The organism is Micromonospora sp. NPDC003197, from assembly GCF_053590565.1.
The window spans coordinates 1-13,764 of the sequence record NZ_JBSFTE010000028.1; the positions used below are offsets into that span (position 1 = coordinate 1).

The 13,764-nt window shown below is 68.9% G+C and carries 17 protein-coding genes; 10 read left to right on the top strand and 7 right to left on the bottom strand.

Annotation, left to right across the window (positions count from 1 at the left end; all coding sequences use genetic code 11):
- Window positions 1–101: 101 nt before the first annotated feature.
- Complete coding sequence (locus ACWDV4_RS24870; protein ID WP_449983080.1) at window positions 102–824, bottom strand: hypothetical protein; 723 nt, start codon at window positions 822–824, stop codon at window positions 102–104.
- A 173-nt stretch (window positions 825–997) separates the two neighbouring features.
- A complete protein-coding gene (locus ACWDV4_RS24875; protein ID WP_449983083.1) occupies window positions 998–1,549 on the bottom strand; it encodes a SigE family RNA polymerase sigma factor in 552 nt (183 codons plus the stop codon).
- Between the two features lie 125 nt (window positions 1,550–1,674).
- Between ACWDV4_RS24875 and ACWDV4_RS24880 the strand changes: the two genes are divergently transcribed.
- Window positions 1,675–2,070, top strand: coding sequence for a hypothetical protein (locus ACWDV4_RS24880; protein ID WP_449983085.1), 396 nt, complete (start codon window positions 1,675–1,677; stop codon window positions 2,068–2,070).
- A 13-nt stretch (window positions 2,071–2,083) separates the two neighbouring features.
- Here the strand turns inward: ACWDV4_RS24880 and ACWDV4_RS24885 are convergent, their stop codons facing one another.
- Window positions 2,084–3,265, bottom strand: coding sequence for a serine hydrolase domain-containing protein (locus tag ACWDV4_RS24885; protein WP_449983087.1), 1,182 nt, complete (start codon window positions 3,263–3,265; stop codon window positions 2,084–2,086).
- Window positions 3,266–3,376: 111 nt separating this feature from the next.
- On the opposite strand from ACWDV4_RS24885, the gene ACWDV4_RS24890 reads away from it, so the two are divergent.
- The 3 genes from ACWDV4_RS24890 to ACWDV4_RS24900 all read left to right on the top strand — a co-directional run bounded on the left by ACWDV4_RS24890 (window position 3,377) and on the right by ACWDV4_RS24900 (window position 6,927).
- Window positions 3,377–3,853 (top strand): hypothetical protein, encoded by a 477-nt coding sequence (locus tag ACWDV4_RS24890; protein ID WP_449983089.1) that lies wholly within the window; start codon window positions 3,377–3,379, stop codon window positions 3,851–3,853.
- A gap of 174 nt (window positions 3,854–4,027) precedes the next feature.
- Window positions 4,028–4,222: a hypothetical protein gene (locus ACWDV4_RS24895; protein ID WP_449983091.1), complete on the top strand. Its 195-nt coding sequence runs from the start codon at window positions 4,028–4,030 to the stop codon at window positions 4,220–4,222.
- Window positions 4,189–6,927: a helix-turn-helix transcriptional regulator gene (locus tag ACWDV4_RS24900; protein ID WP_449983094.1), complete on the top strand. Its 2,739-nt coding sequence runs from the start codon at window positions 4,189–4,191 to the stop codon at window positions 6,925–6,927. The genes ACWDV4_RS24895 and ACWDV4_RS24900 overlap by 34 nt, the downstream gene beginning before the upstream one ends.
- 29 nt (window positions 6,928–6,956) lie before the next feature.
- On the opposite strand, the gene ACWDV4_RS24905 is transcribed toward ACWDV4_RS24900, so the two are convergent.
- The 4 genes from ACWDV4_RS24905 to ACWDV4_RS24920 all read right to left on the bottom strand — a co-directional run bounded on the left by ACWDV4_RS24905 (window position 6,957) and on the right by ACWDV4_RS24920 (window position 10,261).
- Window positions 6,957–7,712: a hypothetical protein gene (locus ACWDV4_RS24905; RefSeq protein WP_449983097.1), complete on the bottom strand. Its 756-nt coding sequence runs from the start codon at window positions 7,710–7,712 to the stop codon at window positions 6,957–6,959.
- A gap of 17 nt (window positions 7,713–7,729) precedes the next feature.
- The gene (locus ACWDV4_RS24910; protein ID WP_449983100.1) at window positions 7,730–8,476 is read right to left on the bottom strand and encodes an amino acid ABC transporter ATP-binding protein; all 747 of its coding nucleotides are present in this window, start codon (window positions 8,474–8,476) and stop codon (window positions 7,730–7,732) included.
- Between the two features lies 1 nt (window position 8,477).
- Entirely contained in the window at window positions 8,478–9,293 is an 816-nt protein-coding gene (locus ACWDV4_RS24915; RefSeq protein ID WP_449983273.1) for an amino acid ABC transporter permease, read from the bottom strand.
- Between the two features lie 110 nt (window positions 9,294–9,403).
- A complete protein-coding gene (locus ACWDV4_RS24920; RefSeq protein WP_449983103.1) occupies window positions 9,404–10,261 on the bottom strand; it encodes an ABC transporter substrate-binding protein in 858 nt (285 codons plus the stop codon).
- Window positions 10,262–10,426: 165 nt separating this feature from the next.
- On the opposite strand from ACWDV4_RS24920, the gene ACWDV4_RS24925 reads away from it, so the two are divergent.
- The 6 genes from ACWDV4_RS24925 (at window position 10,427) to rplT (ending at window position 13,741) form a co-directional block, all read left to right on the top strand.
- Window positions 10,427–10,690, top strand: a complete 264-nt coding sequence (locus tag ACWDV4_RS24925) for a phosphoribosyl-ATP diphosphatase (protein ID WP_449983105.1) — start codon at window positions 10,427–10,429, stop codon at window positions 10,688–10,690.
- A gap of 44 nt (window positions 10,691–10,734) precedes the next feature.
- On the top strand, window positions 10,735–11,580 hold the full coding sequence (gene hisG, locus ACWDV4_RS24930) for an ATP phosphoribosyltransferase (protein ID WP_449983108.1): 846 nt from the start codon (window positions 10,735–10,737) through the stop codon (window positions 11,578–11,580).
- Window positions 11,581–11,648: 68 nt separating this feature from the next.
- Window positions 11,649–12,122: a PH domain-containing protein gene (locus ACWDV4_RS24935; protein ID WP_449983111.1), complete on the top strand. Its 474-nt coding sequence runs from the start codon at window positions 11,649–11,651 to the stop codon at window positions 12,120–12,122.
- A 367-nt stretch (window positions 12,123–12,489) separates the two neighbouring features.
- Window positions 12,490–13,101 carry a translation initiation factor IF-3 gene (gene infC / locus ACWDV4_RS24940; RefSeq protein WP_449983114.1) on the top strand — a complete coding sequence of 204 codons (612 nt, stop codon included), beginning with the start codon at window positions 12,490–12,492 and terminating at the stop codon, window positions 13,099–13,101.
- A 19-nt stretch (window positions 13,102–13,120) separates the two neighbouring features.
- On the top strand, window positions 13,121–13,315 hold the full coding sequence (gene rpmI / locus ACWDV4_RS24945) for a 50S ribosomal protein L35 (RefSeq protein ID WP_449983116.1): 195 nt from the start codon (window positions 13,121–13,123) through the stop codon (window positions 13,313–13,315).
- Window positions 13,316–13,348: 33 nt separating this feature from the next.
- Window positions 13,349–13,741, top strand: a complete 393-nt coding sequence (gene rplT / locus ACWDV4_RS24950; protein ID WP_449983118.1) for a 50S ribosomal protein L20 — start codon at window positions 13,349–13,351, stop codon at window positions 13,739–13,741.
- Window positions 13,742–13,764: the final 23 nt, after the last annotated feature.

Consider the following 13,764-nt stretch of genomic DNA (forward strand, 5'->3'; position numbering starts at 1 on the left):
TGGTCGCAGAACCAGATACCGGAGACCTCTTCAGTTGTCGATCACCGCCACGCCGTGACCTTGATCAAACCCACCACTTCTGAAACACGCCTTAGTAGCTCCTAGGTTGGCGATACCCCGGTTGGGCAGGTCGGCACCGCAGTCGCGGAGGGTGTCACCGTTTCAGGTGGCGAACCATCCCTCGGGTTCTGCACACTGCCGCCGACGTGTGGACCGCCCGGGTCGATGTGCTGTGGCTGGCCAGTGGTGCCGTAGGCGGTGATCGTCACCCTTTCGGGTCCTTGGTATTCGCCCGAGGTCGTGAAACGGTCCGGCGGCAACGGCTTCGCCGAACGCTGGACCCAGAAAAGCGTCCACCCGGTCTCGGCATTTCGGGTGGTTTCGGCGTCTGCCGCGTGGCCTTCGGACGTGACTGTGATGCGGTGCGCCGTCCTGCTGTACAGCCCGACATCGAGCACACTGTTCGGTCCGAGAGCAAGCTGACTGCTGAAGAACTGGTGCGGCGGATCACCGTCCCGCTTGCCCGCAAGATCCCCACTGGGATCGCGTCCGAACCTGGACGTGTCCCAAACCTGGATCGCGCCGGTGTGCGGGTCACGGAACGCGACGACGAAGCTGGGCTGATCACGGGTTCCGATCAAGCCGATCAGCACGTCATATCGGGCGTTGACGTTCGGCGCATCCAGGGTGGCACCTGTCTCGACCAGAGGGCCAAGCCCAGCTATCTCGTCTTCCTGATGATCGGGGAAAAGGGGCCGGCACGCTGGCCCCCCAGACACCTGTCCAACATCGCCGGAAGTGGGGCCGGAACGACTGACCACCATGACAGCGGGTACGACTCCTATCGCGACGATGGCGGCAGCCGCCACGGCCAGTGTTACCCCCTGCCGAATCCGCACACCTTGGGCTCGGCGACGGATCAGTCCCGCTGGGATGTGCACCGTCAGGTCCGCAGTCTCGGCATCAAGCGCGTGACGCAGGTCATCGATATTTCTCATCAGGACTCCCGGGATTGCGCGGGGACAACCGCCCGCATCGACGGGGCGGTTGATCTCACCGGCTCGACGAGGTCTGGAGACACCCGAAGCTTGGCCAGGGCACGGGCGTTCGTGCTCTTGACCGTGCCGAGCGAGATGCCCAGCTCAGCTGCGGTGTCCTGCTCGGTAAGGTCGAGGAAGTAACGCAGGACCACCACAGCCCGTTCGCGTCGGGTCAGTTGGCGAAGCGAGCGGACAACGCTGTCCCGCCGCGCGATCTGGCCACTGTGGTCCGTACCGTCGGGAATGTCCGGCACCATGCCGGTAAGCATTTCGCGCCGGCGGCGCAGCCCACGCCACCAGTCGGTATGCAGGTTTACGATGGTGCGCCGGGCGTAACCGAACGCGTCTCCCGAACGCACCCGAGGCCAGGCCAGGTAGACGCGAGCAAGCGCCTCGGCGACCAAGTCCTCCGCTTGGGCAAGGTTCCCGCCGCTGAGCAGGCACCCGACCCGGTACAGCCGATGAGAGCAGGTGCGTACAAAGTCATCGAAACTTTCCGGTTCCGGCATCAACCAACCCCTTGGCTCGTGTGTCCTCTCGACATACGAATTGAAGGTCTGGAAAGGTTGCGTGACCGGCCGGACCAGTTCCTTGCCGGCCTCGTGAGGGGGAAAATTGCTCTACTATCGCCCAGATGACGAGCAAAGTCGATGTGGCGCAACGGAAACGACGTCTGCGGCTGCGACCGTTCCATGTCGTGCTGCTCGGTACGGTCGTCATCGCGATTCTGCTGCTCGCGCCGATCCGGATCGGGCCGGGGGATCACGAGCAGAACACCAGTTGCGGCAACGCCCTGGACATGGACCTGAGCCCGTGGCGGAACGTTCCGCAGTATTCGGATAAGGCGTACTACCTGGATCTGGCGTACAAGTCCTGCACCACCAAACGCATCGACCGGCTCGCCCAGGCGGCGGGTGTGCTGTCGGTGACCTTCCTGGTCGTGGCCTTCATGAACCGGCGCGACCGGCGCCAGAGTTCGTCGGCCGAGCCGGGCACCCAACTCAGCCCAACCCAGACCAACGATTCATGAGTTAGCGCGCTGGCTAATCCGGTTGGCGGGACACGACCGCCCGGACTGCCTCGATCAGGCTGGTCGTGCGGGGGTCCGGCTCCATGGTGACGCGGAGTCCGTTCATCACGTACCCGAAGGCGATGCCGTCGGCCGGGTCGGCGTAGCCGAGCGAGCCGCCGTGGCCGGGGAAGCCGAAGGCGGTCGGCGACCACCAGGGCTGGTCCGGCAGGGGGAGGCCGAAGCCGAGCGCCGGCCGGGTCGGCGTCAGCAGCACGCGGTCGATTCCGCTGGCCTGTTCGCGGGTGGCGGTGGCGAGGGTGCTCTCGTCGAGGATCCGTACGCCGTCGACCTCGCCGATCAGGCCCGCGTAGAAACGGGCCAGTGACGAGGCGGTGCAGATGCCGTTGACGGCAGGGATCTCCGCCGTCCAGGTGCGCGGGTCGGCGAGGTCGGGCGGTGGGTCGGTCACTGCCACCGAGCGGAGCAGCAGCGAGGTGGGATCGGTGTACGCGGCGAGCACCTCCCGTAGCGCCTCGGGCATTGCCTCGATGGTGGCGGCGGTGGGCGGGGTGACCGGCTGCTCGACGAGACGGGCGACCCGGTGTGCCTCGGTGGCGGGTAGGCCGATCCAGCAGTCCAGGCCGAGCGGTTTGGCGATTTCGTCGGCGAAGTACGTGCCGAGGCTGCGGCCGGAGACGCGACGTACCACCTCGCCGACCAGCCAGCCGTAGGTGAGTGCGTGGTAGCCGTGCGCGGTGCCCGGCTCCCAGATGGGTGCCTGGGTGGCCAGCGCGTCGATCATCGGCTCCCAGGCCAGCGCCTGCTCCAGCGGTATCGGACGGTCGAGTACTGGCAGCCCCGCCTGGTGGGACAGGAGCCAGCGGACCGGAATGTGGCCCTTGCCCGCTGCCGCGAACTCCGGCCAGTACTCGGCGACAGGTGCGTCCAGGTCGAGTTGCCCGCGCTGGGCCAGCAGGTGCGCGCAGGCCGCCGGCATGCTCTTGCTGGTCGAGTAGACCGCCTGGAGGGTGTCCTCCCGCCAGGCGCGGCCGGTGGTGGGGTCGGCGAACCCGCCCCACAGTCGGACCACCTCCCGGCCGTGTCGGTAGACGCTGAGGGCCGCACCGATCTCGGACCGCATCTCGAAATTCGCCAGGAACGCCTCCCTGACCGGCTCGTAACCCGGCGCCACGGTGCCGCTGACCACGGACATCTGCGCTCTCCTCTCAGAGCGTCGGCCCGGACGATGACCAGTCCGGGTAGTGAACGTCAGGATATCCTGACATCTCAAGTCAGGGAACCCTGACGAACATATGCTTACGGAATGGCGGAGGAGATGGTTCCCGGACATGCGGACCTCATCGGGTTCCGACTGCCGGACGGGACGCTGAGCACCGACGCCGCAGCGCCGGCCGACACCGTCGGCTACCGGGCCCGATGCAGTTGCGGTTGGGCCGGCACCAGCGACTATCCGGCCGCCGAAGAGGGGCGCTGGATGGCCACCTCCGAGTGGAGTGGACACATCAGGCCGATCCTGGCGGCCACACCGCCCGGCTGGCTGCTGAGCCGCTCCGACACCCTCCGGGACAACGTCGCCGAACTGGCTGGCACCTGGCCGTTGCAGGCGCTCGGCGTACTCGCCGAGGTGGAACGCTGGCAACGGCCACTGATCGAACAGGCCGTGCTGGCGGCCCGGGAAGCCGGGCTCTCCTGGGCCGAGATCGGCAACGCGCTCGGCATCAGCCGGCAGTCGGCGCACGAGCGCTTCCGCAACGTCGCTGCGGATTCCCGGCGAAGTTGACCCCGCCCGGTGGTACGCCGCAGGGCGCGGCCTAGGCATGCGTAGGTATGCCTAGGCGGCCCGCGCGCTCCGCTAAGCCCCTGCTGAAGCATGAAGATAGGTAGGCGCTTCCGATGTGACAGAACCCCTGTCAACCGACGATTGATTTATCAGTGGTTGACAAGGAGAAAAGCCATGTTTCTACTTCCGGAGACGATGCTGGCGCTGGCGAACGATCACCACCGTGAGTTGATCGCCGAGGCCGACAGGGAGCGCCTACTTACCAGCGCCCGCCGGGCCCGTCGGACCCGTAACGCCAAGGCCGTCCGCGGACAGGCCGACGGTAGCCTGGCGTCGTGCGGACCATCCGAGGCGGTGCCAGCCCAGTGATGATCGGGCGGGAAAGCGAGCTGCGTCGGTTGGCGCAGCTCGCGGCGGCGCGTGCGCCGGCGGTTGCCATCATCGCCGGCGAGCCGGGCATCGGAAAGACCCGGCTGGTGCAGGAGCTACTGACAAGCGTGCCGGCGGAAACCGTCGTGCTGGTCGGCCAGGCGGAACCCGGCTCGCTGTCCCGGCCGTACGAGGTGCTCCTGGACGCCATCGACGGCCGCCCAGCAAGCGACCCCGAGCAGCTTGCGGCCCTCGCGGACCCGCGGCACAGCCCGATCGAGCGCCTGCACACCGGTCTCGCCATCCTGGCCGACCTGATCGGCGACTCGCCTGCGGTCATCGTCTTCGAGGACCTGCACTGGGCCGACTCGGAGAGCGCCGCGCTGTTCGAACGGATCGCCGACCAGCGCGGGCCGTGGCTGCTCATCGGGACGTACCGGCCGGACGAGGTGACCCGTCGCCAACCCGTGGCTGGCCTGCTGGCCCGGATGGAACGCCGACACACCGTCAGCCACGTACGCCTCGATCGCCTCAGCCCCGCGCAGACCGCGGCGTTGCTGGCGGCGGCCACCGGCGCTTCGGTGCCGATGCGCGCCGTGACGGCGCTGCACCAACGCACCGGCGGCAACCCGTTCTTCCTGGAGGAGTTGCTGCGCGCGCTGCCCGGGTACGACGCGGAGGCGCTGGTCGAGCAGCCGCTGCCGTGGAGTCTCGCCGAGGTGTTACGCCGTCAGGTCGACGACCTCGAGACGGTCAGCCACCGTATCGTGGAGGCGGCCGCCGTACTCGGCCACCGCATCCCGTTCGACCTGCTCGCCGACGTGACCGGTGTGGGCGAGGACGCGCTGATCGCCGTGCTGCGTGACCTGGTCACCCGGGGCGTGCTGGTCGAGTCCGGCGAGGACGAGTTCGCGTTCCGGCACGCGCTGGTGCGCGAGGCGATTGCCGAGCAGATGCTCGGTCGGCAGCGCCGTCGGCTGCACGAGGCGGCCCTTGACGTACTGCTGAGCGGTGGCGCCGCCGACCCGGCCATGGTGGCGCACCACGCCCGGGGCGCCGGCCGGTACGACGACATGGTTGCCGCGGCCCGCCGTGGCACTGCGCTCTACCTCTCCATCGGCTCCGCCTACCAGGCCCTGCAACTGGCGGAGCTGGGCCTCGACGAGGTGCCCGACGACGCCGACCTGCTCGCCTCCGCCGCGCGGGCGGCGTGGCTGGCCGGACTGCTGGAGGACGCCCTGCGGTACGGTCGGCGCTGGCGTGACGTCGCCGGCACCACGACCGACCGGGCCGAGTCGCTGTATCTCCTGGTCCGTATCGCCTGGGAGTCCCGCGAGACCGACGAGATGCGCGCCCTGACGCAGGACATCGGGACCCTGATCGCGCAGCTTCCGCCCGGTGCCGACCAGGCGCGGGCGATGACCGCCATCGCGCAGTCGGCGTCCCTGCGCGGGGACCTCAACGCCGCCCTGCTCTGGTCCGAGCGCGCGCTGACGTTGGCGGACGAATTCGATCTGCCGGCGGTCCGCCTGGCGGCGCTGTTGGAGAAGGGCTGGACGCTCACCGAGCGCCCGCAGAGCGCTGCCGCTGGCCGCAAGATCCTGTCCGCCCTCGTCGACGAGGCCGAAAAGGTGGGCGAGTGGGTGCTGGCCGCCCGTGCCCTCAACATCCTGGTGAACGGTGAGCCACCCACCTCGCCAGCCGAGCACGCCGAGACCCTCGAACGGATGCGGGTCAACGCCGAGCGAGCCGGCTTCGAGTCACTCGCGGTAGCCACCTACTTCCAGGGGCGAGCCCGGCTCGCGGTACGGGCCGGCGACCTGTCCGCCGCAATCGCGGCACTGGAGGAGGGGCGCGAACAGGACCGCAGCTACCAGCGCTGGGGCCGTTGGGCCGACTACCACGGCGTCTTTCTCGCCGGGCTCTACCTGGAGGCCGACGAGCTGGACCGGGTCGAGCAGATCGTCACCGACCTGGCAGTGCTGCCCAACAACCCGGCGACCATGATTCCCGGCCTTGCGTTCCACCTCGCCTGCCGGCGTGCCGACCTCCCGCGCGCCGAAGCGAGCCTGGAGGAACTCATCGCGGCCCTACCCGGGCAGACGTGGCGCAGCAACGAGCAGGCCCACGACCTGATCTCCGCCGCGCTGGACAGCGGTTTGCCGGCGCACCGGCTCGACCAGATGGCCACCGCGCTACTCGACGCCGACGTACGGGACGCCTACTGGACACTCGTCGACGCCCAGCTCGCGGAGGCGCGCAGCCAGCACGCCGAGGCGTTGGCCGGCTACCTGTCCATCGCCGACGCCCACAGCTTGGGGCCGGCGGCCCGGGGCACGGTACGCGTCGGCGCCGCCCGCTGTCTGCTCGCGAACGACCGGCGCGAGGAGGCTACCGAGCAGGTGGTGGCGGCCGTACCCCTGCTGGCCGAGTGGCGTGGCTGGCGGGTGGCCCAGCTCTCCCGAGTCCGCGCTCAACTGGGTATGGCCCCGGTCGACGCGGCACCTGCGGTCACCGGCCCGACCGCCCTGACCCCCCGCGAGCGGGAGGTGGCAGTACTGATCAGCGACGGGTTGACCAACGCCGAGTTGGCCCGGCGTCTCTACATCTCACCGAAGACCGCCGCCGTACACGTTTCGAACATCCTGCGGAAGCTGGGCATCTCGTCCCGGACCGAGGTGGGCGACCTCGTCGGGCAGCACTGAGGCGGCGCGGCCCGACCGGGGTACGGCGGTCAAGGGTTCTTGACGGTGAGCACCTCGACCCTGCCGCTGGCCATATCGGCGGCTGCGGGATGGGGGAGGAGCAGCGCCCATCCGGGTGTCTGCGGTGTCTGCGGCGTCAGCCGGGTCAGGTAGCCGCCGTCGGCTTCGTACCCGAAGATCTCGGTGAGCGGGACGACCCTGCGTGACTCGAAGTGTTTCTGTGCCCGCGCCAGGGCTTTTTGGTCGGCGTCGAGCCGTTCACCCCAGGCGGCGACGGCAGCATGGAGCCGGCGGGTCCGCTCGTCGTCGAGGCGGTCATCGATGATCAGCATGATGGGTATCCGCTCGCCAGCTCCCAGGACGACGAGCGATGTGCGGTACACCTGTCCGAGCACCGCCGCCCGGCTGGACAGGTAGCGCTGGTGATAGGCGTAGCTGCGGGCAGGATGCTTACGTCGACCACATCGGAGGGCGATCACGAGCACGATGGTGAACACGATGACGAACGCGATGGGGATCAGGGGAAGCTCGGAACGGGTCGAGGCGAGACCGTCGTCGATCGCGGCGCACATAGCGGTGATCGCCGCCGCAATCGCGAAGTTCCCGAGGAGGGATGCCCAGCCAACGTAGGGATCGGGCAGTTCGACTCGTCGGGTGAAATCTGCCAGCGTGTCGATGGGCGGAGACGGCACCCGGTCGAATTCGGCGATGGGTGCGACCTCGGTCCGCGTGTTCTCCTCCCACACCTGGTGTGGGTTTGCCGGCCACCTCTCGCGATCCTTCATCGCCGTCAATCTTCCACTCAGAGCCGGCCAGCCTCGATGATCCGGTGCAGGAACTGCCGGGTACGGGCTTCGGTCGGCTCGCCCAGCACCTGCTCCGGCGGCCCCTGCTCGATGACCCGGCCGCTGTCGAGGAAGCAGATCCGGTCGGCGACGTCCCGGGCGAAGCCCATCTCGTGGGTGGCCAGCACCATGGTCATGCCCTCGGACTTCAGGCCACGGATCATGGTGAGCACCTCGCCGACCAGTTCCGGGTCCAGGGCCGACGTGACCTCGTCGAGCAGCAGCAGCCGGGGCGAGTTGACCAGCGTACGGACGATCGCCACCCGCTGCTGCTGGCCGCCGGAGAGCCGGTCCGGATAGGCCCGTGCCTTGTCGGCCAGCCCCACCCGGTCGAGCAGGGCGAGCGCCTGCTCCTCGGCGTCGGCCCGGCTGCGTCGGTGCACCCGCCGAGGTGCCAGGGTGATGTTGTCCAGCACGCTCAGGTGCGGAAACAGGTTGTACGACTGGAACACCATGCCGATGCGCTGGCGTACCCGATCCGGGTCGATCTTCGGGTCGGTGATGTGCTCGCCGTCCAGGTGGATGGTGCCGTCGTCGATGTCCTCCAGCAGGTTGACGCAGCGCAGCAGCGTCGACTTGCCCGAGCCGGACGCCCCGATCAGCGCCACCACCTCGTGTTCGGTCACGTCCAGGTCCAGGCCGTCGAGGACGGCGTGACTGCCGCCGTACGTCTTGCGCAGCCCTCGGCAGGTCAGCAGCGACATGTCACCTTCCCGCCTGTCGGCGCGCGGCCCGCAGCGTCACCCAGTCGGTGACCGCGATCAGCGGAATGGCCAGCAGTACGAAGAGCACCCCGGCCAGGATGTACGGGGTGTAGTTGAACGTCTCGGCGGTGGCGATCTGGGCGGCCCGTACCGCGTCGATCGGACCGGCCAGCGAGACCAGCCCGACGTCCTTCTGTAGCGCGACCACGTCGTTGAGCAGTGGCGGGGCGACCCGACGCACCGCCTGCGGCAGCACCACGTGCCGCATCGCCTGCCGGTAGGTCAGGCCCAGCGACCGGGCGGCGGCGATCTGACTCGGGTGGATCGACTCGATGCCGGCGCGGAACACCTCGGCCAGGTAGCCGCCGTAGGTGATCACCAGCGCCAGTCCGCCGAGCACCAGCACCGACGGCATGCCCTGCAGGCGCAGGCCGGGTACGCCGAGAGTGAGCACATACAGCACGATGATCAGCGGCAGGCCACGGAACGTGTACGTGTAGCCGGTGGCCAGCATTCGGACCGGGAAGAACACCGCTCCGCGCAGGGTACGCAGCACCGCGATCACCAGACCGAGGGCGAGCGCGCCGAGGGCGCAGAAGAACAGCAGCCGTACGTTGAGCCACAGTCCGGTCAGTACCTCGGGCAGCGCGTCCCGGGCGATGGCCAGGTCGAGGAAGGACTGTTTGACCCGCTGCCAGCCGGGTGCCCCGGTGACCGCCACCACCAGCAGGGTGCCGACCACGGCGGTGGAGGCGGCGGCGACCAGCACCGAGCGGATCGTCTGCCGTCGCCGGTACGCGGCCCGCTGCCGCTGGATCTCCGACGGCTGGTAGCCGCCCGGTGTTGTGCCGCCCGGTGCCCAGCTGCCGGGTGCCCCACCGGCCGGCGTCTTGCCGACCGGGGGGACACCGATTCCGTCGTGCAGGGTCACGTCAGTTCGGCCGCGCCCGCCGCCTGGGCGAGCCACTTCTTCTCCAGCTCGGCGAGGGTGCCGGCGTCGCGCAGTTCGTTGACGGCCTTGCTGACGCAGCCGGTCAGCGGCGAGTTCTTGTCCAGCAGCAGGCCGAACGCCTCGGGTACGCCGACCTGCGGCACCTGACCGACGATGGTGGCGTCGGTGATCTCCGCGCCGGTGATGTAGAAGGCGGTGGGCAGGTCGACGACGAGACCGTCGATCTGGCCGTTCTGCAACGCCTTCTTGGCATCGTCATTGCTGTTGTAGACCTGCGGCTTGGCGGTCGGCTTGATCACGTCGGTGATCGCCTGGTAGCTGGTGGTGCCCACCTGCGCGCCGAGCTTGGCGTCCTTCAGGTCGGCCAGCGACGCCTTGCCGGCGATCTTGGAGGACTTCAGTGCGATGACCGTCTGCCGGACCAGGTAGTACGGCCCGGAGAAGTCGGCGGCCTGCTTGCGTTCCTCGGTGATGGAGAACTGGTTGATGTCGAAGTCGAAGTTCTTCGGCCCCGGGGCGATGGCGTTGTCGAACTTGACCCGGGTCCACACCACGTCGCTGCGGGCGTACCCGAGCTTCTCCGCCACGGCGTAGGCCACCGCCGCCTCGAAGCCCTCACCGTTCTCCGGCTTGTTGTCCTTGAACCAGGGCTCGTAGGCCGGCTCGTCGGTGCCGATGGTGAGCTTTCCGGCGGTCAGCGTGCGCAGGGCGTCCTTGGTGCAGTCGGCCTGCGACTGGTTGGTCGGGGCCGGGTCTGCCTCCTGAGGAGCGCAGCCGGCGAGGGCGGCAAGGACGACGGTCGCGAGCGCGACGGGGGCGTATCGGCTGGCCATGGCCGACAGCATAGGGGCGGAGGCCGGAAAAATTCCCCCCTGATGTGGTAGGGATCATCGGCGGGGTCGACAGTCGGGGATTCGGCGTCCACTCGGCGTCCATCTGGTGGGTGGGGGTGACCCGGTGGCAGGGGCCACGCGGTGTGGCTGCGAGAATCCGATTCCGTGAAGACGTTCGAGGAGCTGTTCGCCGAGTTGCAGGCCAAGGCCGCTGCCGGCACCCCGGGCTCGGCGACCGTGGCCGCGCTGGAGCGCGGTGTGCACGCGATCGGCAAGAAGGTCGTCGAGGAGGCCGCCGAGGCGTGGATGGCGGCCGAGCACGAGGGCCCGGAGCGGACCGCCGAGGAGATCTCCCAGCTGCTCTACCAGGCCCAGGTGCTGATGATCGCCGCTGGCCTGGACCTTGAGGACGTCTACCGACATCTCTGAGTGCCCCGACCGATTCCGATCGAACTCGAAGGAGCACCAGAGAAATGCTGCGTATCGCCATTCCCAACAAGGGCACCCTGTCCGGACCGGCCGCCGAGATGCTGCGCGAGGCGGGCTACCGCCAACGCGCCGACAGTCGGGACCTGGTCTGCCGGGACGACGCCAACGACGTCGAATTCTTCTACCTACGTCCCCGGGACATCGCCGTCTACGTCGGCTCCGGTGACCTCGACCTCGGCATCACCGGTCGGGACCTGCTCGTCGACGCGGGCAGCCCGGCCGGAGAGGTGCTCGACCTCGACTTCGGCGGGGCCACGTTCCGGCTCGCCGCCCGCGCCGAGATCGTCTCGTCGGTGGAGCAGATCGCCGGGCAGCGGATCGCCACCGCGTACCCCGGGGTGGTGGAGCGCTACCTGGCCGAGCAGGGCATCAAGGCCGAGGTGATCCGCCTCGACGGCGCGGTCGAGAACGCCGTACGCCTCGGCGTGGCCGACGTGGTCGCCGACGTCGTCTCTACCGGGGCCACCCTGCGCCAGGCCGGCCTGACGATCATCGGGGAGCCGATCCTGCGCTCGTCGGCGGTGCTGATCCGTCGCCTCGACGCCCCGGCCAACGCCCAGGCCGACCAGCTGCTGCGTCGGTTGCAGGGAGTTCTGGTCGCCCGCCAGTACGTGATGCTCGCCTACAACGTGCCGGCCGAGCTGCTGATGCAGGCCAGCGCGCTGACCCCGGGCATCGACTCGCCGACGGTGTCGTCGCTGCACCGGGAGGGCTGGGTCGCCGTGCAGGCGATGGTGCTCCGCGACGAGGTGCACCGGATCATGGACGAACTCTACGATCTTGGTGCCCGCGCGATCCTCGTCACCGACATCCACGCCTGCCGACTGTGAGTCGGACCTGGTGACGGTGCCGCCCCGCGCCGTCCGGTACCTGACCGGCGGATGGCAGACTGGACGGCGTGAGCGGTTCCGAGGTGGTACGACTGCGTCCGCAGCGCATCCGGGTGATGTGCTGGTCCATGGCGGTGGTCACGGTGGTGGTGTTCAGCTTGATCGCCACCTCGCTGACCGGGCCGACCGGTAGCGGGCCAGCCACCTTCCAGCGCGGTGATCAGCTCGCCATGATCGGGCTGGGTGTGCTGGTCGCGCTCGGGATCCTGATGTTCACCCGGTTGCGGGTCGAGGCGGACGCCCAGGGCATCCGGGTGCGCAACCTGCTCGGCTCCTACGACGTGCCCTGGGACGAGGTTCGGGCGGTACGGTTCAACCGAGGCTCGGCCTGGGCCAGCCTGGAGTTGGCCGACGAGGAGCAGCTGAACATTCTCGCGTTGCAGGCGGTCGACAAGGAGCACGCGGTGGCCGGGGTCCGGGCACTGCGGGCGCTGCACGCCGCCCACCAGCAGCAGCAGACCGCCACCACGCAGGCTGGCTAGCCCTCACCGGGGCGCGTCGCGATCGAGGGACGCGCCGGGGTGGCCGAGTCGCGACCGGCCGACCCCACCTGGTAACCTTCGTGAGTCGACCATGCTGGCATGACCGTGTGAATGCACAACCAGGCCAGCCATGAAGCGGAGCGCCTGCTCCCACCCGAGTTGCCGACTGTGGCGGCCGGGTCCGGTCACCGGATCGGCCTAGCCGATCCGGCTGTGCGACACCTGTTGTCGCCGTCGACCGGTCGAGCGGGCCCTGGCATATGCCGGGGCCTTCTGCTTCCCGGGCTGGTTCCCGCCGGGGACCCACCGGGGTCGGCTCAAGTTGAGGAAACGGACTTGAGGAGGCCCCATCAGCGTCGAGCCACGCGTGAACGAGCAGATCCGGGCACGAGAGGTCCGGCTGGTCGGCCCAGAGGGCGAGCAGGTGGGCATCGTCCCGCTGGAGCGCGCTCTGCAGCTGGCCGCGGACGTCGACCTGGACCTGGTTGAGGTTGCGCCGATGGCGCGCCCGCCGGTGTGCAAACTCATGGACTTTGGCAAGTTCAAGTACGAGAGTGCACTCAAGGCGCGCGAAGCCAGGCGTAATCAGCAGCAGACCGTCATCAAGGAGATGAAACTCCGGCCGAAGATCGACCCGCACGACTACGAGACCAAGAAGGGTCACGTGGTGCGGTTCCTCAAGGCAGGTGACAAGGTCAAGGTGACGATCATGTTCCGCGGTCGCGAACAGAGCCGGCCGGAGCTGGGCTACCGGCTTCTGCGGCGGCTCGAATCGGAGATCTCGGACCTGGGATACGTCGAGGCCGCACCGAAGCAGGACGGCCGAAACATGATCATGGTTCTGGCTCCGCATCGGGCCGTCAAGGCGTCCGCAACGGCCGCCAAGGCGGGCTCGCCGCGTGAGCGGGAGGCCGGTGCCGTCGAGGTAGAGGCACCACCGGCCGAGGCGGCCGGACCCGCCGGGACCACCGGCGAGTAATAGGGGAGAAACGTTTCACATGCCGAAGATGAAGAGCCACACCGGAATGGGCAAGCGGGTCAAGGTGACCGGTCGTGGCAAGATCGTGGCGGAGCAGGCTGGCAAGCGCCACCTGCTGGAGGGCAAGACCTCCACCCGCACCCGCCGGCTGACCGGCACGGTCGAGGTGGCCAAGGCCGATGTCAAGCGCATCAAGAAACTGCTTGGCCGCTGACGCGCGCCACTTTGACCTGAAGGAGAAGTTGAGATGGCACGCGTCAAGCGGGCTGTGAACGCCCAGAAGAAGCGTCGTACCCTGCTGGAGACCGCCAGCGGCTACCGGGGGCAGCGCTCCCGGCTGTACCGCAAGGCCAAGGAGCAGGTGCTGCACTCGATGCAGTACGCCTACCGGGACCGTCGCGACCGTAAGGGCGACTTCCGGCAGCTGTGGATCACCCGGATCAACGCGGGCGCCCGCGCCAACGGGATGACCTACAACCGGCTGATCCAGGGCCTGAAGCTGGCCGGCGTCGAGGTGGACCGGAAGATCCTGGCTGACCTCGCCGTCACCGACGAGGCGGCCTTCGCCGCCATCGTCGAGATCGCCCGCGCCGCTGTGGCGGCCGAGGGCACCGGTGGCGCGGCGGCCAAGGCCGCCTGACCCGACCCGCTACACCTGGAACG

Excerpts from the sequence above, each read along its gene's own strand:
- ACWDV4_RS24870 (WP_449983080.1), bottom strand. The coding sequence starts at position 824 with ATGGTGGTCAGTCGTTCCGGCCCCACTTCCGGCGATGTTGGACAGGTG.
- ACWDV4_RS24875 (WP_449983083.1), bottom strand. The coding sequence starts at position 1,549 with ATGCCGGAACCGGAAAGTTTCGATGACTTTGTACGCACCTGCTCTCAT.
- ACWDV4_RS24880 (WP_449983085.1), top strand. The coding sequence starts at position 1,675 with ATGACGAGCAAAGTCGATGTGGCGCAACGGAAACGACGTCTGCGGCTG.
- ACWDV4_RS24885 (WP_449983087.1), bottom strand. The coding sequence starts at position 3,265 with ATGTCCGTGGTCAGCGGCACCGTGGCGCCGGGTTACGAGCCGGTCAGG.
- ACWDV4_RS24890 (WP_449983089.1), top strand. The coding sequence starts at position 3,377 with ATGGCGGAGGAGATGGTTCCCGGACATGCGGACCTCATCGGGTTCCGA.
- ACWDV4_RS24895 (WP_449983091.1), top strand. The coding sequence starts at position 4,028 with ATGTTTCTACTTCCGGAGACGATGCTGGCGCTGGCGAACGATCACCAC.
- ACWDV4_RS24905 (WP_449983097.1), bottom strand. The coding sequence starts at position 7,712 with ATGAAGGATCGCGAGAGGTGGCCGGCAAACCCACACCAGGTGTGGGAG.
- ACWDV4_RS24910 (WP_449983100.1), bottom strand. The coding sequence starts at position 8,476 with ATGTCGCTGCTGACCTGCCGAGGGCTGCGCAAGACGTACGGCGGCAGT.
- ACWDV4_RS24920 (WP_449983103.1), bottom strand. The coding sequence starts at position 10,261 with ATGGCCAGCCGATACGCCCCCGTCGCGCTCGCGACCGTCGTCCTTGCC.
- hisG (WP_449983108.1), top strand. The coding sequence starts at position 10,735 with ATGCTGCGTATCGCCATTCCCAACAAGGGCACCCTGTCCGGACCGGCC.
- rpmI (WP_449983116.1), top strand. The coding sequence starts at position 13,121 with ATGCCGAAGATGAAGAGCCACACCGGAATGGGCAAGCGGGTCAAGGTG.
- rplT (WP_449983118.1), top strand. The coding sequence starts at position 13,349 with ATGGCACGCGTCAAGCGGGCTGTGAACGCCCAGAAGAAGCGTCGTACC.